We start from the raw sequence: 18683 nt of genomic DNA, 5'->3' as shown, positions 1-18683 counted from the left end.
CTCCGTCGGTTTCCCCCCCCGGCCGGGGGGGGGGGGGGCCCCCCCCCCGCCCGGCCCGGGGGGGGGCCGGGGGGGGCCGGCCCGGGGCGCGTCGCCGGTCACCGGCACCGGGAACCGGCGGTGGACCGCAGTGGACGCACCGACGCCGTCACGCCCGGCGATGCGTCCACTGCGGTTCCGTGCGCGCCCAGTCGCGCTCCCACTCGGCCATCCGGCGCCGGAGCGCCGCCCGGTGGACGACGCTGTGCCCGACGAAGACCGTGAGGGCGGCGCCCAGTGTCGTGAACGCGCCGACGGTGACGGTGTGCTCCCAGACCGCGGAGGCACCGGTCGGCGGCGGCACGCTCCGGCCCCGGGAGTCGAACCACACGGCGACCACGTCGCCCTGCCGGGTACCGGCCGGAACCTGGCTCAGAGTGGTCCGCGTGTCACCACCCGGCGTGGTCCAGCGCACGGCCACGCGGTACGACTGCCCGCCGGTCTGCGCCGACCCCGGACCGTCCGGAGTGCGGTCGACCACCGTGGCGTGCACCCGGTGGCGGTCGGCCCGCTGCTGCGCCGCGATCGTCTGCGCCTTGCCCTGGGCCCACAGAGCCGCGGTCACCCCCAGCAGCGGGGCCCCGGCGAACAGCAGGACGGCGGCGACCAGCGCGGTCCACGCCTCCACGACGTCCGAGCGGCGCCGCAGCGGATTGCGCCGCCGGCGCCGGCCGAGCACCAGGGTTCGCATGTCGACCTCCTCGCGGTCACCGCGGTCGGAGGACCGGGCGGACGGCCGCACGGGGCGGTGCCGCCGCCGTCTCCGCGGCGCGTCACGCGTGCGCGTGCCCGCACAGGTCTCGTACCCCGTCCGGCGGGCCTTGCTCACCGCCCACCGGACCGCTCACGCCGAATCGCCGGACGGCCGTTGTGTGCCGCCGTCCAGGTGCCCGGCAGGGCTCCGGGGGAAACACGGCCCCGGGCACGGCCCGCCGCGGGGTCAGCCGAAGCGCTCGATGCGGATCCGGTCCACCGGCTGTCCCGCCGCCACCAGCAGTCGCGAGGCGTGTTCCGCGAAGGAGTTGGAACCGCAGACGTACGCCTCCCAGCCTCCGGCGGGCGGGTCGGCGAACAGGGGCTCCAGGTGAGCGGCCGCCAGCCGTCCCACCGGCGTGCCCCGAGGAGCGCTCCGGGTGAACACGGGCGTCGTCTCCGCGCCGAACTCCCGCGCGTAGATCAGCTCCTCCGGGCTCCGCGCCGACACCAGCAGCCGCAGCGGGACGGCCGGCCCCCGCGCCCGGTGGTGGCGCACCATCGACATGAGCGGCACCACCCCGGAGCCGGCTCCGAGCAGCAGGGCGGGCCGGTCGCCGGGCCAGGCGAAGAAGCCGCTGAGCGGACCGCGCACCTCGATCCGGTCGCCGGGCCGGGCCACCGTGTGGAACCACCCCGACACCTCGCCGCCGTCGACATGGTCGAGGGTCAGCTCGATGTGTCCCGAGTCGTCGGGCGCGGACGCCAGGGAGTAGTGGCGCTGGGCCACGTACCCGTCGGGCGCGGTCAGCCGCAGCATCAGGTGCTGGCCGGGCAGGTGTCCCGCCCAGCCGGGCACCGACAGCCGGAAGGTGGCCGCACGGGGCGTCTCGCGGCGGATCTCCGTGAGCGTGGCCGTCTGCCACGTCCTGGCCACCCGGCCGTCCACCTCGATGCGCCCGGGCACGGCGAACCGCGTCGGTGGAGTGAAGACCCGCGCCGTGGGCGCCGTCGCCGTCTCGGTCATCGTCTCAGTCACCGGAGTACCGCTGCTCCTCCCAGGGGTTGCCGCGCGCGTGGTAGCCGTTCTGCTCCCAGAAGCCCGGCTCGTCGTGGTCGAGGAGCTCCAGGCCCGCGATCCACTTGACGCTCTTCCAGAAGTACAGGTGCGGCACCACCAGCCGCGCCGGACCGCCGTGCTCGGGGGCCAGTGGCCGCCCGTCGTACTCCCACACGATCCACGCGCGCCCGCCGGTCAGGTCCGCCAGGGGCAGGTTCGCGGTGTAGCCGGTGTGGGCGTAGGCGACGGCGTGCGTGGCGGACGGCAGCGGGCCGGCCGCGTCCAGGAAGGCGTCCAGGGACACGCCCCCGAACCGCACCCCGAACTTCGACCAGCCGGTCACGCAGTGGATGTCCCCCTCGTACGCCGACGCCGGCAGCCGGCCGGCGTCGGCCCGGTTCCAGGTGCGGGGCTCGGCCACCAGACCGCCGATGCGGAAGGACCAGTCGTCGGGCGCCAGGTCGGGCGTGACCTCGGCGGACAGCACGGGCCAGTCGTCGCCCGCGTCGTACTGGCCGGGCGGCAGTCCCGGCCGGGCGGAGCGCGCGCGTCCGGTGAAGCCTCGGGTGGTGTTCATGCGGCGGGGCCTTTCGGCCGGCGGGGAGGGGCCACCCCGGTCGGCGTGATCGGTGCGTACGCGCTCCACGGTACGTGCTGCCGGGCGGTGCCTCAGTCCCGGCCCTCACCGGGCCCGGCCGCCTGCCACGCGTTGTACCGCTCCAGATACGCGGCGAAGCGGACCAGGTCCTCCTCGGGCCAGTCGGCGAGCCGCTCCCGGAACGCGGTCCGGCGGCTCTCGGTGACCTGCGTCAGGATGCGCCGTCCGGCGTCCGTCAGATGCAGCACCTGGACCCGCTGGTCGTCCGGGTCGACGCGTCGTTCGACCAGCTCGGCGCGCTCCAGCGCGGCCACCTGCCGGCTCACGGTGGACTTGTCCAGGGCGTAGTGGGCGGCCAGGTCGGTGGCCCGGCACCCGTCCCGCTCCTCCAGATGCCCGAGCAGCGTGTACGACACCAGCGACAGCTCGGGGTGCATGCGCCCCGCCGAGGCGCGGGCCCGGCGGGCGAAGGCCGTCATCTCCCGCTGGATGGTCTCCACGGCCGCGTCCGCCGCGCGGGCGCCGGGGGTGACGGGGGGGACGGTCGTCCCGTCGGGCCTCTCGGCTGTCGTCACGGATCCTCCCTCGCAGTATTGGTTGTATAGTACAACGAGAAGAGAGTTGTATAAGCCAACCATTGGGAGGATGCGGGCCGATGAGGTCGCACGCCCTGCGTCACGTGCTCACGCACCTGATCACCCCGCTGCTGATGTGCATCGGCATGGGTCTCGCGTACATGGGGGCCTTCGTCACCCCCGAACCGAACCACCTGCCCGTCGCCGTCGTCGGCTCGGGCCCCGAGGCCAAGGTGCTCGCCCAGACGGTCAAGGACCGGGGCGGCGACGCGCTCGACGTCCGGACCGTCCCCACCCGCGCCGAGGCCGTCGACCTGCTCCGGCACCGTGACATCACCGGCGCCTACGTGCCCGGCGGCAAGGCGCCCGAGGTCGTCGTGGCCACCGCCTCCTCCGACATGGGAGCCATGGCCGCGGAGAGGGTCTTCACCCCCCTCGCCGAGCGGCAGGGCGTCCCGCTGAAGGTCTCCGACGTCGCCACCCCGGTCGACGACGACCCCACCGGCCAGGGACTGTTCTTCCTGCTGATCGCGATCAGCATCGGCTCCTACGCCTCCGTGGCCGCCCTCGGCGCCGCCGGAGCGGCCCTGCCGATGCGCGTCCGGGCGCTGCTGACACTCGGCGTCTCGGTCGTCGTCGCCGGCATCGGTACCCTGCTCGCCGGCCCCGTCTTCCACCTCGCCCACCACGACCTCGCCGGCGTCCTCGGCATGGCCTGGCTCTACGCGGCGGGCATCCTGTTCATCGGCGTGGGCCTGCACACCTTCCTCAAGCGGTGGACCACCCTCGCCATGATGGTGCTGTTCGTGATGCTCAACTTCACCTCCTCCGGCGGTCTGTTCCGGCCCGAGCTGCAGAACGGCTTCTTCGGCACCCTGCACGCCTTCTGGAACGGCGCCGGCTTCGTCGAGGGCGCCCGCAGCCTGCTCTACTTCGGCAACGACGGACTGGGCCGCAGCGTCTGGACCCTGGCCGCCTGGCTGCTGCTCGGCCTCGTGGTGACGGGCGTCGCCGCCCTCCGCGAGCGGGCCGTCGCACCGGCCCGGCCGAAGCACGCGAGGCCGGACGGGGAGACGGCGGAACCGGCCGCCGAGGAGAGGGCGGAGAAGGAGGCCGAGGAAGAGGCCGAGGAGACCGTCGCCGTCTGATCGTTGGGGTAGTGTGACCGGCGGCCGCGGATCGTCCCGGCCGCCGGACACCTGGGAGGTGAGACCCATTACCGCTGTGTCGGCCCGGGTGCTCTCCCCTCTCGGCAGTGCGGTCACCGGCGACCGGTGACCGGGAGAGCGCCCTTCGGTTCTCGAAAGGCTCTCAACCCCCATGTCCTCCCTGTTCTCCGCATCGCCCTCCGCCTTCCCCTCCCGTGACTCCGTCGTGGCCGCGCTCCGCGCCGCCGGATGCGTCTTCGCCGAGGACGAGGCGGAACTGATCCTCGACGCCGCCCGCACCTCCGGCGAACTCGCCGCGCTGGTCGACCGCCGGGTCACCGGCGTCCCCCTCGAACTCGTCCTCGGCTGGGCCGGGTTCCGCGGACTGCGCATCGCCGTGGCCCCCGGCGTCTTCGTTCCCCGCCGCCGTACCGAGTTCCTCGTGGAGCAGGCCCTCGCCCACGCGCCCGACGCACGCGTCGTCGTGGACCTGTGTTGCGGCTCGGGCGCCGTCGGCGCGGCCCTGGCCGCCGCCCTCGACCGGCCCGAGGTGCACGCCGCCGACGTCGACCCGGCCGCCGTGCGCTGCGCCCGCGGCAACCTCGCGGCCGTCGGCGGCCAGGTGCACACCGGCGACCTGTTCGACGCGCTCCCCGGCGCGCTGCGCGGCCGGATCGACATACTCGCCGCCAACGTGCCCTACGTCCCCACCGGCGAGGTCGCCCTGCTGCCCGCCGAAGCCCGCGAGCACGAGCCGCTGGTCGCCCTCGACGGCGGCGCCGACGGCCTCGACGTGCTGCGCCGGGTCGCCGCCGAGGCACCCGGCTGGCTCGCGCCCGGCGGCTGCCTGCTGGTCGAGGCGAGCGAACACCAGGCCCCGGCCGCCGTCGACGCCTTCACCCGCGGCGGCCTGACCACCCGTCTCGAGGTCAGCGACGAGCTGTACGCCCACGTGGTGATCGGCGTCAGGCGGTAGCGGAGCGCCGGTCTACTCCGGCGGCGTGGCCCGGGCGATCAGCAGGGCCACGTCGTCGGAGTTCCGAGGCTCGTGCAGCGTGCGCAGCAGCAGGTCGCAGACCTCCTCCAGAGGACGGTCCGGACCCTCCAGCAGGGCGAGGAGCACGGCCAGCCGCTCGTCGATCGGCTGCTGCCGCGTCTCGACGAGGCCGTCGGTGTAGAACACCAGCCGGTCACCCGGGTCCAGATCGACGGTGGTGGTGGAGAAGGCGACGCCGCCCACCCCGAGCGGCACCCCGGTGGGCAGGTCCAGCAGCTCCGGAGGGCGGCCGGCGCGCAACCGCACCGGCGGCAGGTGCCCGGCGTTGGCGATGCGGACCTGTCGGGCGTGCGGGTCGTGGACGGCGTAGACGCAGGTCGCGATGGCCTGGTCCAGGCCGGCCGCGGTCCGGTCGAGGTGTTCGAGCAGCAGCGCCGGATCCAGGTCCAGGGCGGCCAGCGTGTTCGTCGCGGTGCGCAGCCGCCCCATGGACGCCGCCGCCGTGATGCCGCTGCCCATCACGTCGCCCACGACCAGCGCGGTCTTGCGGCCCTCCAGCGGGATCACGTCGAACCAGTCGCCGCCGACCTCGCTGGTGGCCTCGGCGGGCTGGTAGCGGGAGGCGACCTCCAGGCCGCCCGTCACCCGCGGATGGCTCGGCAGCATGCTGCGCTGCAGGGTGAGGGCGGCGTCGCGGGCGTTCTGGTACCAGCGGGCGTTGTCGATCTGCACCGCCGCGCGCGCGGCCAGTTCCCTGGCCAGCAACAGGTCGTCCTCGTCGAACGGCAGCGGGTTGCCGATCCGCTTCAGGTCCAGGGCGCCGAGCACCTCGCCGCGCGCGATCAGCGGCACGGCCAGGTACGAGTGCACGCCGGCCCGGCGCAGCAGCTCGGCCGCCTCGGGGGAGCGGGCGATGCGGGTCAGGTCCTCGTCCGTCACCTGCGCCACCATCACGGGCCGTGCGGTGCGTACGCACTCGGTGACCAGGCGGTCCGGCCCGTATCGGGCGACCTGCCCGGGCGGATCGGCCGCCCGCAGCGCCTCGGGGGCGTCCTCCGCCTGGACGGCCAGGGCCCGGATCACCGCCGGCTCGGTGGGGCCCAGCGTGCTGCGCCGTCCCTTGACCACGGCCTCCAGCAGGTCCACGGCCGCGATGTCGGCGAGGTCCGGCACGGCCACGTCGGCCAGTTCGCGGGCCGTGCGGTCCAGCTCCAGCGTGGTGCCGATCCGTGCGGAGGCGTCGGCGACGGCGGCGAGACGGCGCCGCGCGGCTTCCGCCTCGACGCCCGCCCGGTACTGCTCGGTGACGTCCACGACCGAGACGGCCACGCCCAGCACCTCACCGAGAGCGTCCTCCAGCCGGTACAGCGAGAACGACCAGGCGTGGTCCTCGCCCGGGTCGGCCGGGGTGCGTCCGGTCGCGGACCGGTCGACGACGGGCCGTCCGGTCTCCAGCACCTCGCGCGCCGCTCCCTCCAGCGCGTCGGCGTCCATCCGCGGCACCACTTCCCGGACCGTCCGGCCGATGTGGTCCTCGGCGGGCAGGCCGTTGATCCGCTCCAGCGCCGGGTTGACCGAGACGTACCGCAGACCCGTGTCCAGGACCGCCAGCCCGATCGGGGACTGCGTGATCACCCGGGCGGACAGCGCCACGTCGCGTTCCAGCCGGCGCACGGTCGACCGGTCGGCCGCGAGCCCCAGCGCGTAGACGTCGCCCCGGTCGTCGAGCAGCCGCATGTTGCGGAACTCCACCAGCCGCGTGTCGCCGTCCTTGCGGCGGACGGGGAAGGCTCCGGCCCAGCTCCGCCCGGTCTTCATCACGTCGGCGAACAGCTTCACGACCAGGTCGAGGTGCTTCTCGTGGACCATGATCCGGGCGGCGTACTCACCCAGCGCCTCCTGGGCGGAGTAGCCGAACAGCTCCTCGGCCTGCGGGCTCCACAGCACGATCCGGCCCTTGGCGTCCAGCACGACCGAGGCCACGTTCAGCACGTCGAGCAGTCCGCTGGGACGCACCGGCCCGCGCGGTGACTCGGCGCCCTCGAACCCGGCAGACCCGGCTGCACTCATCCCACGCCCCGCCTTCGCCGATCCACGCGGCACGTCCTTCGATGCCGACTCCCCTGTTCTACCGCGTTCCACCGCGTGCGGGGCCGTTGCTCCGAGGCCCCCGCCGCCTCCTCCAGCATCACTCCGCGGCGCGGCCGTCGCCCCACGGGACGGCAGTACCCGACGTGGATTTGGTCTGTACATGACCGTCAGGGGCGGGCCACACTGTGCGCCGAGTGCGTGCCGCCCGACCACCCCCACCGAGGAGCCGACCCATGCCCCTGCGCGCCCGGCAACGTTGTCACGCGGTTCTGACCGGACTCGCCGCCCTCGCCCTCTTCCTCGCCGCCCCGCCGGCCGGGGCCGCCGCCCCGGCCGGCGACACCTGGACCGAAGCCGGCTCGGACCGGGCCGACCCGCTCACCGAGAGCCAGGGCCTGGCCTCGGTGGAGGTCCCCGCCGGCAGCCCCAACCGTTACACCGGGATCGGCACCGTTCCCTGGGGCCTGGCCGCCCGCGGCTGGAACCACGTCGGCGACCCCGACGCCTCCTACGACGGGCACTACGTCGAGCCGTACCAGCGCGACGACGGGAACACGAAGATGTTCCGCGTGCAGGCGCCGGACGGGCGCTGGTCGGAGTACGTGCACACGCTGAGCGCGGGCGAGGCGCCGAACAACTCCTGGGCCGCGATCTCACCGGACGGCCAGTGGATGCTGTCCGGCGAATGGGGCACCATGAACCGGCTGCTGGTCTTCCCGACCCCCGGCGTCAACCCCGCCACCTCGCCCTCGGCGAACCTCCCCCAGGCGGCCACCGTCCACCTGGACCACGCCGTGCGCGACGTCCAGGGCTGCGACTTCCTCGACGCCACCGCCCTCCTGTGCTCCTCCGACGACCCGGAGGGCACCCTCTTCGGGCTCACCAAGCCGCTGCTGCGGATCGACCTCTCCGCCGCGCCGACCGGCACCGCCGACGTCACCGGCCACGTCACCGCCCTGCGGCAGCTGCCGCTGCGCAGCGCCTGCTCCGGCGCCTTCGAGGCGGAGGGCGTCGACTACGACCGCCGTACCGGCACCCTGCGCGTGATCGTCGTCTCCCCGGGCCTGTGCGTGCTGACCGACAGCAAGACGTACCGCCTCACCCGCGGCTGATCCTGCGGCCGCCGGCCGTGCCGGTAGTGCTTCGCCCGAGGTGGTGCTTTTCTGGGGGTATGGGTGCGGCCTCCGTGGGGCGTCCGCGCAGTGGAGCGGCCCGCGGCACCGCACCGCGGCCAGGAGAGGAGCGATCACGATGGACGGCGAGCGACTGCATCCGGAGTCCGTGTCGGTGGAGCTGAGCGGATGCGACAAGGAGGACGCCCGGACCGTGTTCGACGCCCTGTGCGCGTGCTTCTCGTCCGACCGGCACGCGGGCGACGTGACGCGGGAGTACGACCAGGTGCGTCCGACCGTGTGGCTCGGCACCTTCGACGTGGCCGACGCCCACCAGGGCGAGTGCAGCCCCACCAGGCTCCACGCGTCCGTGGAGGCCGACGTGCAGGGCGGCTACTGGGCGATCGAGCGGTTCCGCACCACCCTGGACTCCCTGTTCACCGTGCACGACCTGAGCACGGCCTCCGGCGATCAGGAGCGCGAACTGCACGTACGGCTCGAGAGCCGCTGACCGGGGCCGCCGCGCGGCGGTGTGTGGTGTGCGCCGCCTCTTTGTGCAACTAGTTGCACAAAGAGGCGGCCGTCCTCTACAACAGAGGCACGACACCGCGCACGGAGGGCCCGATGAGCCGTTACCCCCACCTGCTGAGCCCGCTCGACCTGGGCTTCACCACCTTGCCCAACCGGGTCCTGATGGGCTCCATGCACGTGGGCCTGGAGGAGGCCGAGCGCGGCTTCGAGCGCATGGCCGCCTTCTACGCCGCCCGCGCCCGCGGGGGAGTGGGCCTCATCGTCACCGGCGGCATCGCCCCCAACGACGAGGGCCGGCCCTACGAGGGCGGCGCCAGGCTCACCACCGGGGAGGAGGCCGCGCGGCACCGGGTCGTCACCGAGGCCGTGCACCGCGAGGGCGGCCGGATCGCGATGCAGATCCTGCACTTCGGCCGCTACGCCTACCACGCCGACCTCGTCGCGCCGAGCCCGCTCCAGGCGCCGATCAGCCCCCACGTGCCCCGGGAGCTGACCGACGCCGAGGTCGAGCGGACCGTCGACGACTATGTCCGCGCCGCCCGCCTCGCCCGCGAGGCCGGTTACGACGGCGTCGAGATCATGGGCTCCGAGGGCTACCTCATCAACGAGTTCATCGCCGCGCACACCAACCGGCGCACCGACCGCTGGGGCGGCTCCTACGAGAACCGCATGCGCTTCCCCGTCGAGATCGTCCGCCGGGTGCGCGAGGCGGTCGGCGAGGACTTCATCGTCATCTACCGCCTCTCCATGCTCGACCTGGTCCCCGGCGGCTCCACGCTGGAGGAGGTCGTCACGCTCGCCAAGGCCGTCGAGGCCGCCGGGGCGACCATCATCAACACCGGCATCGGCTGGCACGAGGCCCGCATCCCCACCATCGCCACCTCCGTGCCGCGCGGCGCCTACACCTGGGTGACCAAGCGGCTGATGGGCGAGGTGTCGGTGCCGCTCGTCACCACCAACCGCATCAACACCCCCGAGCTGGCCGAGCAGTTGCTCGCCGAGGGCGCCGCCGACATGGTGTCGATGGCCCGCCCGATGCTCGCCGACCCCGACTTCGTCGCCAAGGCCGAGGCGGGCCGGCCCGAGGCCATCAACACCTGCATCGGCTGCAACCAGGCCTGCCTGGACCACACGTTCAGCGGGAAGATCACCTCCTGCCTGGTCAACCCCCGCGCCTGCCACGAGACCGAACTCGTCCTCTCCCCGACCCGCCTCCGCAAGCGCGTCGCCGTCGTCGGCGCCGGACCTGCCGGGCTGGCCTGCGCGACCGGCGCGGCCGAACGCGGCCACGAGGTCACCCTCTTCGACGCCGCGGGCGAGATCGGCGGCCAGCTCGACGTCGCCCGCAAGGTCCCCGGCAAGCAGGAGTTCGACGAGACGCTGCGCTACTTCCGCACCCAGCTCGAGGCGCACGGCGTCGACGTACGGCTGAACACCCGGGTGGGCGCGGACGACCTCACCGGGTACGACGAGGTCGTCGTCGCCACCGGCGTCACCCCGCGCGTCCCCGACATCCCCGGCGTCGACCACCCGAGCGTCCTCGGCTACCTGGACGTGCTGCGCGACGGCGCCCCCGTCGGCGACCGCGTCGCGATCCTCGGTGCCGGCGGCATCGGTTTCGACGTCGCCGAGTTCCTCACCGACGGCGGTGACAAGGCCCACGAGGACCCCGCCACCTACTTCCGCCTGTGGGGCGTCGACATGGACTACCGCGCGCCCGGCGGCCTCGCCGCACCCGAGCGCCCCGCCCCGCCGCGCACCGTCCACCTGCTCCAGCGCAAGACCACCAAGGTCGGCGCCGGTCTCGGCAGGACCACCGGCTGGATCCACCGCACCGAGCTCAAGCACCGCGGCGTCACCATGGTCCCGGGCGTGCGCTACGACCGGATCGACGACGCCGGCCTGCACGTCACGATCGACGGCGAGTCCACGGTGCTGGAGGTCGACACGATCGTCCTGTGCACCGGCCAGGAGCCCCGCCGCGGCCTGTACGACGAGCTGGTCGCCGCCGGCCGCAGCGCCCACCTCATCGGCGGCGCCGACGTGGCCGCCGAACTGGACGCCAAGCGGGCCGTCAAGCAGGGCACCGAGCTGGCGGCGGCGCTGTAGGAGGCGGGGGAGCGGCGGGGCCGTCCCTAGGATGAGCCCCATGTCACTCCCGCACGCGATCCTCACCGCCCTGGTCGAAAAGCCGTCGTCGGGGCTGGAGCTGACCCGCCGGTTCGACAAGTCGATCGGCTACTTCTGGTCGGCGACGCACCAGCAGATCTACCGCGAGCTGGGAAGACTGGAGGCGCAGGGGCTGATCCGCGCACTGCCCGCGCAGCAGCCCGCCCGCGGGCAGAAGAAGAGCTACGAGGTCCTGCCCGCGGGCCGCGACGAACTGGCCCGGTGGACCGCCACCGCGCAGGACCCGCGGCCCCTGCGGGACACGATGCTGCTGCGGCTGCGGGCCGCCGCCGTGGTCGGCACCACCGGCATCGAGGCGGACCTGCGACGCCATCTGGAGCTGCACGAGCGGCAGTTGGCCGAGTACGAGGAGATCGAGAAGCGCGACTTCCCGCCGGAGAAGGACGGCCCCGAGGACCGGCTGCGGCACCTGGTGCTGCGCGCCGGCATCGACCTGGAGACCTTCTGGACCCAGTGGCTCAGGCACGCCCTGGCGGAGTTCGCCGAACTGCCGGGCGACGACCCGTCATGACGCCCGCGCGGCGCCCTCAGAACCGGTACGGCTTCGAGCGGCGGCGCAGGAACCAGGCCGCGGCGATGGCCCCGCCCCCCACCAGCGCGCCGCCCGCCACGAGGGTGACCGTGCTGTAGTCCTGGACGGCCCCGCCGACCCCGCCGAGGACCCCGCGCGGCGACGCGGACGGCGAGGGGGAGGCGGACCGGCCGGTGGAGGGGGAGGCGGAGGGAGAGAGGGAGGGCTTGGGCGCCGAGGACACGATGACGGTCTGGCTGCCGGCGGTGCTGTTGTTCGAGCACACGACGACGACCGTGTAGGTGCCCGGGGAGATGCCCGACCACACGGCGGACTGGCCCGTGCCGGTCCCCGACAGCGCGACCTGACGGCCCTCGGTGAAGCTGCCCTGGCTGCTGGTGAGCAGTGAGGCCGTGCCCCAGCTTCCGTTCAGCCGGGTGCAGGCGGTGGTCGTGACCGACACCGTGCTCCCGGCGGTGCTCACCGAGATCCCCGGACCCGCGGCGGCCGGCCCGGCGGCCGGGGCGACGGGCAGCGCGGTGGCGGCTGCCACGGTCAGGCCGAAGCGGAGAACCGGCGATGAGATGCGCATGTGGGCTGCCCTCCGACGGCACGGTCGGCGGACATCCCTCGCGCCGCCTGGATCGGATCGCCCGTGCCCCCTCAGAGGCAGCCAACAGGGCGGTGTCCGGGCCCGCATGCGGAGCGCGACCGGCCAGGTGACGCGCCCACCGGCCGTGTACGCGGCCGCCGGGACGTCACGGCTCCCCGCCCGTCGTCACCGTCCGCTCCGCCGAGAAGCCGCCCCAGGTGCCGTCGGGCAGCTTGGCCCGCACCCGCACCCGGTGCGTGACGCCGGCCTCCTGCCCGGCGTAGAAGCTGTACTCGGCCCGGTCGCGCGGCGCGTCGCCGCCGTACACGAGCGAGGTGGCCCTGTTGCCGTCCAGGTGGATCTCGTACGCGGTGACCACGCCGTCCGTGTGCGGCGGGACCCAGTCGAGGTCGATGTAGTACGCCCCGTCGGCGCGGCGGGCCGCCGCGCGCAGACCGGTGGGTGCGGTGGCGCGACCGTCGTCGGCGCCCGGCGTGGTGAGGCGGACGGCGGCACTGGCGGGGGAGACGTTGCCGGCGGCGTCCCGCGCCCGGACGGTGAAAACGTAACGGGTGCCGGGGCGCAGGCCGGTGACGACGGCCGCCCTCCGGGTGCCGTCGACGCTGTGGATCTTCGTGTCGCCCTGACAGACGTCGTACGAGACCACGCCCCGGTCGTCCGTCGCGGCGGACCAGGTCAGCTGGACCGCCCGGCTGCCCGCCACCCGGCCGTGCGCTCCCGGCGGCCGGGCGGGAGCGGAGCGGTCGGCGGCCTCGGCGGCCGGGGTGGTCACCCGGACCTCCGCGCTGCGCGGCCCGAGCCGCCCGTCGGCGTCGCGTGCCCGCACGGTGAAGACATGGGTGGTCGAGGGGCGGAGCCGGGTGACGTCGACCATGCGGCCGGCGGCCGGCACCTCCTCCACCCGGGTGGCGCCGCGGTACACCTCGTAGGTCTCGGCCCCGTCGACGGCGTTCCACATCACGTGCACGCTCGTCGCGCTGCCCGCCTCGGCGGTGACGCCCGTCGGCGCCCCGGGCGGTGTGCCGCCCCCGCCGTCGTCCGTGCCCCAGCCGCAGGACGAGACCAGCGCGAGGACGCCGCAGAGCAGGACGGAGCGGCACGGGACGGAGCGTCGCGGGACGCGACGGGGGGCGGGAACGGGAACGCCTCGCACGGCTCTGCCTCCCGGATCGGCCAGACGGCAATGGTCCGGACCAATATGCCGCCGTGACGCAGTCACATCAAGGGGACCCGTCCTGGCCGATCGCCCGGAAGGGTTGCGTATCCTGGCTCCCTGACGGCCCAAACCCCCGTACCATCAGGGGAGTTACGGCCGACGGCGCGGGCCGCTGTCGTCGCTGATCCCGCGCCGGCGCGGGCGGCCGGGCGGGCCGGACCCGGTACCGGACCCGGCTCGCCCGCTTCCCCCGCGCGCCCGGATGTGCACCGTCTGGCCCTGTCATGGTGGTCCGCGCGACCGATCCGGGGACACATGGGGCCGAGTGTTCGTCCATGCCCCCCAGGAGAGGCCACCACGTGCGTGTCCAGTCGCTGACACTGGTCGCGGCCAGCGCCGCCCTGCTCGCCCCCACGGCGTTCCCCGCCGCACCGTTGCCGCCCCGGCCGGGCCCGCAGTCCCAGGCCCGGCCGGCGCCCGAGCCCGGCCCCCGATCCCGGGCGGCGTCCGGGCCCGCGGCCGGTGCCCGGTTCCGTGCGGCGCTTGCGCCCGAGGCCGTTTCCCGACTCAGGCCGGAGCGTGTGGCCGGCTCCCGGTCCGGGTCCAGGCCGCCCCTGCCCGGTCCGGACGCCGGAGCCCGCACCGGGGGCGGCACGCCCGGGGGGGCCGTCAGCGCCGCCGATCTGCTGGCCAGGACCCGGGACTGCGTCCCCGTCTCGCGCGGCCGCTACCGCAGCGACGCGGGTTCCCCGGCGGACATCCCGGTCTGCGGCACCCGCGACGCCGTGTTCTGGAAGGCCGACCTGGACATCGACTGCGACGGCCGCAGCGGCGACCACTGCAACGCCCGCACCGACCCGCACTTCATGGCCACCACGGCCTACACCCGGTCCGACGGCGGCCCGCTCGACGCGGAGAAACTGCCCTACGTCGTCGTGCCCCAGCCCAGCGGCATCTGGGACCACCGGGCGGACGGCGTGCACGGCGGCTCGGTCGTGGCGGTCGTCCACGGGGACCGGGTGGGGTACGCGGTCGTCGGCGACATCGGCCCGCGCGACATCGTCGGCGAGGCGTCCTACGCGACCGCCAAGGCGCTCGGGGTCCCCGCCGACCCGCGCACCGGCGGTGCCGCCTCCGGGGTGACGTACATCGTCTTCAAGGACACCGGGACCAGGCCCATCGAGGACACGGACGCCACCGCGCGGACGGGGGAACGGCTGGCCCGGCAGTTCGTCGACGGCGACTGAGCGGACGGGGCGAGGGCTGCCCGCCCCGCCCGGCACATCGACCGGCCGGCACCGGGGGCGACACGCGTGCCGTGCCGCCGCCCCCGGCGCGCTACGCCTTCCGGTAGGAGTACGCCTCCGCTGCCGCCGCCTCCACCGCCGCCAGGTCCGCGCCGGTCGCCGCCGTGACGACCGCGGCCACCGCGCCCTCGACGAACGGGGCGTCGACCAGGCGGGTGTTGTCCGGCAGTTCGTCGCCCTCGGCCAGCAGGGCCTTGACGGTGAGCACCGCGCTGCCCAGATCGGTCAGGACGGCGACACCCGCGCCCCGGTCCACGGACGCGGCGGCGGCGGACACCAGCTCGGAGCTGGTGCCGAGCCCGCCGGCCGCGGTGCCGCCCGCCGGAGCCACCGGCACCGCCACGCCACCGCCCGACAGGGCCTTCGCCAGCTCGGCCACGGACGCCGCGACCTCGGCACTGTGCGACACCAGCACGATCCCGACCAGTTTCCCGTCACTCACCGGATGCCTCCTCAAGCCCCGCGATCAGCAGCGCCGCCGACGTGGCACCGGGATCCTGGTGCCCGATGCTGCGCTCGCCCAGATAACTCGCCCTGCCCTTGCGTGCCTGCATCGGCGTGGTCGCCTCGGCGCCCTCCTCGGCGGCGGCGCGGGCCGCGGTGAACGACTCGCCGAGGGCGTCCACGGCCGGCACCAGGGCGTCGACCATCGTCTTGTCGCCCGGCGCCGCGCCCCCGAGCGTCCGCACCGCGTCCACCCCCGTCCGCAACGCCTCGGCCAGCTGCTCCGCGCTCACCTCGGCACTGTCGCCGAGCGCCTTGCCGGTGCGGCGCAGCAGCGTCCCGTACAACGGCCCCGAGGCGCCGCCGACCGTCGAGATGAGCTGCCGTCCGGCGAGCGTCAGGACCGCGCCGGGCGTGTCGGGTGCCTCCTTCTCCAGCGCGGCCGTCACGGCCGTGAACCCGCGCTGGAGGTTGCTGCCGTGGTCGGCGTCGCCGATGGGCGAGTCGAGGGCGGTGAGCCGTTCCGCCTCGCGGTCGACCAGCGCGGCGGTCGCCGTCATCCAACGGCGGAAGAATTCGGCGTCGAGCACAGGATCTCCTTGCCTGGTAGGTGTCTTCCGATCCCTTCCCCGTCCACCGTCACATGCCCCACCGCAGCCCGGGCGTGCTCACCGGCGCGTCCCACAGCCCGAGCAGCTCCTCGTCGACCTCGCACAGGGTGACCGAGGCGCCCGCCATGTCGAGGGAGGTCACGTAGTTGCCGACGAGGGTGCGGGCAACGGCGACACCGCGCTCGGCGAGCACGCGCTGCACCTCGGCGTTGAAACCGTAGAGCTCCAGCAGCGGCGTCGCGCCCATGCCGTTGACGAGGACCAGTACGGGACTGCTGGGGGCGAGGTCGGTCAGCACCGCGTCCACGGCCGCCTCGGCGATCTCACCCGAGGTCATCATCGGCCGCCGCTCCCGGCCGGGCTCCCCGTGGATGCCGATGCCGAGCTCCAGTTCACCGGCGGGCAGGTCGAAGGTGGGGCTGCCCTTGGCCGGCGTGGTGCAGGCGCTCAGCGCGACACCGAAACTCCGGGAACTGTCGTTGACCCGTCGGGCGATCGCCTCCACCTGCTCCAGCGGGCGGCCCTCCTCCGCCGCGGCGCCCGCGATCTTCTCCACGAACAGGGTGGCCCCCGTACCGCGCCGCCCCGCCGTGTACAGGCTGTCCGTCACCGCCACGTCATCGTTGACCAGCACCTTCGCGACGCGGATGCCCTCGTCCTCGGCCAGCTCGGCGGCCATGTCGAAGTTGAGCACGTCACCGGTGTAGTTCTTGACGACGAACAGCACCCCCGCGCCGCTGTCCACGGCCGCAGCGGCCCGCACCATCTGGTCCGGCACCGGCGAGGTGAACACCTCACCCGGACACGCCGCCGTCAGCATCCCCGGCCCCACGAACCCGCCGTGCAGCGGCTCGTGCCCCGACCCGCCCCCGGACACCAGGGCGACCTTCCCGCCCACGGGGGCGTCCCGCCGCACGATCACCCGGTTCTCGACATCCACGGTCAGCTCGGGGTGGGCGGCTGCCATACCTCGCAGCGCGTCCGCGACCACGGTCTCCGGGACGTTGATGAGCATCCTCATGGGTACCTCCTGGGAAAGGTAGCAGGCCAGTCAGTGACCTGCGTTCTTACTGGTCAGAGTGGGTGAGAGCGGTTCTCGATCTTGACGTTCCGTGACGGCTTGGAGCGGGTTCTGGCGGCGCTGATGCTGACTTAATGCTGACTTCGGTGACGGCTCGTCAGGTCGGTCGGACGGTCGGGTGCGGCTTGGTCGGGATCCCTGCTGTCGGCAGTATCGGCCTTGCGGCAGCGAAGGTCACGCGCAGGAACGGCATGGGCGCACGGATCCCGAAACGGGCCGTCTCGGATGTCGGCGTCTTGTGGGCCTTGGTCGGCGGGTTCGCCTGTCCGAGCATGCTTGGTGTGACTGTGCGCCCGTGGTCGGGAAGCTGTCTCGGCGCAGGCGAAAAAGGGGGAGCCGGCTCGTAGGGCCGATTCGCTCGACCGGGGAAGACCCGGCGCCAAGATCCACATCCTGCTCTTCGGTTCGCTCGCACTGCGCCGTTCCACCGGGCGAGGCCTTCGAAAGCGTCCAGCGTACGGACGTCGTAGGGGCCGAACAACTCCTGGCAGTCACGGGCGAGTCGGTCGTAGCGAGCGGCTGCCCCGCGGGTGTCGCCTGACCGGCCGGTGAGTTCCGCGTGTTCGGTGCGCGCGTCGATCAGAGGTTGATCGCCACGGTCGTGAAGGATTTCCAGTTCGAAGATGCGCAAGTCCAGGGCCTCGATGTGCTGCGAGAGGCTGGTGCTGCTGCCGGGCGTGTCGCGTACTTCGGCCCGTTCAGTAGTGTCGTCTGTTGCGTCCAAAAGATGCGACAGTTCGATTACTGCGCGTTCGGCCGCGCGGGCGTTCTTAGTGGGCGTTCACATAGGGTTATTCCGGTATGCCTGCTTTACCCATGACCTACTTTGGGTGTCTTCGTCGGGTAGAGGTGATTCGTTCCCTGCGAGGTCGAGCACTCGACTGTCCGCTTCACGTGGTTCTGCACTCGGAAACCCGTCTGATGTGAAAATGCTTCGGAACCGCCCGACTTGCAACGGAACTCACCCCTCCGTCATGGTCATGATCACGCTGTGCTGTGAGCGAGCGCAAGCCGTACCCCAGCGACCTGTCCGACGCCCGATGGGCCCTGATCGAGCCGACGCTGACGGCCTGGCGAAACGCCCGCCTCGAACGCCGGCCAACAGGACAGCCGGCCAAAGTTGACCCGCGCGGCGTATTCGACGCACTCCTCCACATCAACCGCACCGGAATTCCCTGGAAGTACCTCCCGCACGACTTCCCGGGCCACGGCACCGTCTGCTTCTACTACGCCGCCTGGCGCGACGAGGGAATCCTCGCCCAGCTCAACTACGACCTGACCGGCCTGGCACGCGTAAAGGAAGGCCGCAAGCCCGAGCCGACCGCCTCCGTCATCGGCACCCAGAGCGTCAAGACCTCCACCGACGTACCCCTGACCAGCCAGGGAACGGACGCCGCGAAGAAGATCGTGGGCCGGAAGCGGGGCATCCTGACCGACACGATCGGCCTCATCCTCGCCGTGACGGTCGCCGGCGCCGACCTCTCCGAGAATGCCATGGGAAGACGCCTCCTCGACCAGGCCGAAGAGACCTGCCCGACCATCACGAAAAACTGGGTCGACACCGGCTTCAAGAACGCCGTCATCGAGCGCGGGGCCCGCCTCGGAATCGACGTCGGAGTCGTCAACCGCAACCCAGAAAAGCGCGGCTTCCACGTCGTGAAAAGACGCTGGGTAGGGGAGCGGAGTATCGGCTGGATCATGATGCACCGCCGCCTCGTCCGCGACTACGAGACGCTCACGGCCAGCTCCGAGGCGATGATCCACATCGCCTCGATCGACAACCTCGCCAAGCGCATAACGGACGAGACCACGCCAACCTAACGGAGTCCTACTAGTGACCTGAGTCGGAGATTCGTCGTTGGTTCGGTATGAGTCGTCCGGGTCCGAAGATTCCGCCGTTGTCGGTGACCGATGCCCAGCGGGTCG

General features: G+C 73.4%; 18 protein-coding genes. 8 read left to right on the top strand and 10 right to left on the bottom strand.

Annotated features, from left to right (window positions below; all coding sequences use genetic code 11):
- Window positions 1-148 precede the first annotated feature (148 nt).
- From ACIRFH_RS08870 to ACIRFH_RS08855, 4 genes are all read right to left on the bottom strand, one after another.
- The gene (locus ACIRFH_RS08870; RefSeq protein ID WP_403518299.1) at window positions 149-730 is read right to left on the bottom strand and encodes a hypothetical protein; all 582 of its coding nucleotides are present in this window, start codon (window positions 728-730) and stop codon (window positions 149-151) included.
- Window positions 731-979: 249 nt separating this feature from the next.
- The gene (locus ACIRFH_RS08865) at window positions 980-1759 is read right to left on the bottom strand and encodes a ferredoxin reductase (protein WP_403518694.1); all 780 of its coding nucleotides are present in this window, start codon (window positions 1757-1759) and stop codon (window positions 980-982) included.
- A gap of 4 nt (window positions 1760-1763) precedes the next feature.
- Window positions 1764-2369, bottom strand: coding sequence for a sulfite oxidase-like oxidoreductase (locus ACIRFH_RS08860; protein WP_403518297.1), 606 nt, complete (start codon window positions 2367-2369; stop codon window positions 1764-1766).
- 92 nt (window positions 2370-2461) lie between these two features.
- A complete protein-coding gene (locus ACIRFH_RS08855) occupies window positions 2462-2869 on the bottom strand; it encodes a MarR family winged helix-turn-helix transcriptional regulator (protein ID WP_403518692.1) in 408 nt (135 codons plus the stop codon).
- Between the two features lie 176 nt (window positions 2870-3045).
- Here ACIRFH_RS08855 and ACIRFH_RS08850 point away from each other — a divergent pair, with 176 nt between their 5' ends.
- Both ACIRFH_RS08850 and ACIRFH_RS08845 read left to right on the top strand, forming a co-directional pair.
- A complete protein-coding gene (locus tag ACIRFH_RS08850; protein WP_403518295.1) occupies window positions 3046-4113 on the top strand; it encodes a hypothetical protein in 1068 nt (355 codons plus the stop codon).
- A gap of 172 nt (window positions 4114-4285) precedes the next feature.
- Window positions 4286-5089, top strand: a complete 804-nt coding sequence (locus ACIRFH_RS08845) for a putative protein N(5)-glutamine methyltransferase (RefSeq protein ID WP_403518293.1) — start codon at window positions 4286-4288, stop codon at window positions 5087-5089.
- Window positions 5090-5101: 12 nt separating this feature from the next.
- Here the strand turns inward: ACIRFH_RS08845 and ACIRFH_RS08840 are convergent, their stop codons facing one another.
- Window positions 5102-7180 (bottom strand): SpoIIE family protein phosphatase, encoded by a 2079-nt coding sequence (locus tag ACIRFH_RS08840; protein WP_403518291.1) that lies wholly within the window; start codon window positions 7178-7180, stop codon window positions 5102-5104.
- A gap of 254 nt (window positions 7181-7434) precedes the next feature.
- Between ACIRFH_RS08840 and ACIRFH_RS08835 the strand changes: the two genes are divergently transcribed.
- The 4 genes from ACIRFH_RS08835 (at window position 7435) to ACIRFH_RS08820 (ending at window position 11545) form a co-directional block, all read left to right on the top strand.
- On the top strand, window positions 7435-8313 hold the full coding sequence (locus ACIRFH_RS08835; protein ID WP_403518289.1) for a hypothetical protein: 879 nt from the start codon (window positions 7435-7437) through the stop codon (window positions 8311-8313).
- A 139-nt stretch (window positions 8314-8452) separates the two neighbouring features.
- Window positions 8453-8824, top strand: coding sequence for a hypothetical protein (locus tag ACIRFH_RS08830; protein ID WP_403518287.1), 372 nt, complete (start codon window positions 8453-8455; stop codon window positions 8822-8824).
- Between the two features lie 113 nt (window positions 8825-8937).
- Complete coding sequence (locus ACIRFH_RS08825) at window positions 8938-10953, top strand: FAD-dependent oxidoreductase (RefSeq protein ID WP_403518286.1); 2016 nt, start codon at window positions 8938-8940, stop codon at window positions 10951-10953.
- A gap of 40 nt (window positions 10954-10993) precedes the next feature.
- Window positions 10994-11545 (top strand): PadR family transcriptional regulator, encoded by a 552-nt coding sequence (locus ACIRFH_RS08820; protein ID WP_403518285.1) that lies wholly within the window; start codon window positions 10994-10996, stop codon window positions 11543-11545.
- A 16-nt stretch (window positions 11546-11561) separates the two neighbouring features.
- Here the strand turns inward: ACIRFH_RS08820 and ACIRFH_RS08815 are convergent, their stop codons facing one another.
- Both ACIRFH_RS08815 and ACIRFH_RS08810 read right to left on the bottom strand, forming a co-directional pair.
- On the bottom strand, window positions 11562-12137 hold the full coding sequence (locus ACIRFH_RS08815) for a hypothetical protein (protein WP_403518284.1): 576 nt from the start codon (window positions 12135-12137) through the stop codon (window positions 11562-11564).
- Between the two features lie 166 nt (window positions 12138-12303).
- On the bottom strand, window positions 12304-13311 hold the full coding sequence (locus tag ACIRFH_RS08810) for a fibronectin type III domain-containing protein (protein ID WP_403518283.1): 1008 nt from the start codon (window positions 13309-13311) through the stop codon (window positions 12304-12306).
- A 362-nt stretch (window positions 13312-13673) separates the two neighbouring features.
- Here ACIRFH_RS08810 and ACIRFH_RS08805 point away from each other — a divergent pair, with 362 nt between their 5' ends.
- A complete protein-coding gene (locus ACIRFH_RS08805; RefSeq protein WP_403518282.1) occupies window positions 13674-14561 on the top strand; it encodes a glycoside hydrolase family 75 protein in 888 nt (295 codons plus the stop codon).
- A 91-nt stretch (window positions 14562-14652) separates the two neighbouring features.
- Here the strand turns inward: ACIRFH_RS08805 and ACIRFH_RS08800 are convergent, their stop codons facing one another.
- From ACIRFH_RS08800 to dhaK, 3 genes are read right to left on the bottom strand one after another with little or no spacing between them, the layout of a single operon-like run.
- Entirely contained in the window at window positions 14653-15063 is a 411-nt protein-coding gene (locus ACIRFH_RS08800) for a PTS-dependent dihydroxyacetone kinase phosphotransferase subunit DhaM (protein ID WP_403518281.1), read from the bottom strand.
- On the bottom strand, window positions 15056-15655 hold the full coding sequence (dhaL, locus tag ACIRFH_RS08795) for a dihydroxyacetone kinase subunit DhaL (RefSeq protein WP_403518279.1): 600 nt from the start codon (window positions 15653-15655) through the stop codon (window positions 15056-15058). The genes ACIRFH_RS08800 and dhaL overlap by 8 nt, the downstream gene beginning before the upstream one ends.
- Before the next feature lie 49 nt (window positions 15656-15704).
- Complete coding sequence (gene dhaK / locus ACIRFH_RS08790) at window positions 15705-16697, bottom strand: dihydroxyacetone kinase subunit DhaK (protein ID WP_403518277.1); 993 nt, start codon at window positions 16695-16697, stop codon at window positions 15705-15707.
- 1056 nt (window positions 16698-17753) lie between these two features.
- On the opposite strand from dhaK, the gene ACIRFH_RS08785 reads away from it, so the two are divergent.
- Window positions 17754-18578 (top strand): IS5 family transposase, encoded by an 825-nt coding sequence (locus tag ACIRFH_RS08785; RefSeq protein WP_403518275.1) that lies wholly within the window; start codon window positions 17754-17756, stop codon window positions 18576-18578.
- Window positions 18579-18683: the final 105 nt, after the last annotated feature.

Origin of the sequence: Streptomyces sp. NPDC093586, assembly GCF_044764905.1 — a bacterium.
Taxonomy (GTDB): Bacteria; Actinomycetota; Actinomycetes; order Streptomycetales; family Streptomycetaceae; genus Streptomyces.
This window is presented reverse-complemented; position numbering and strand designations above follow the sequence as displayed.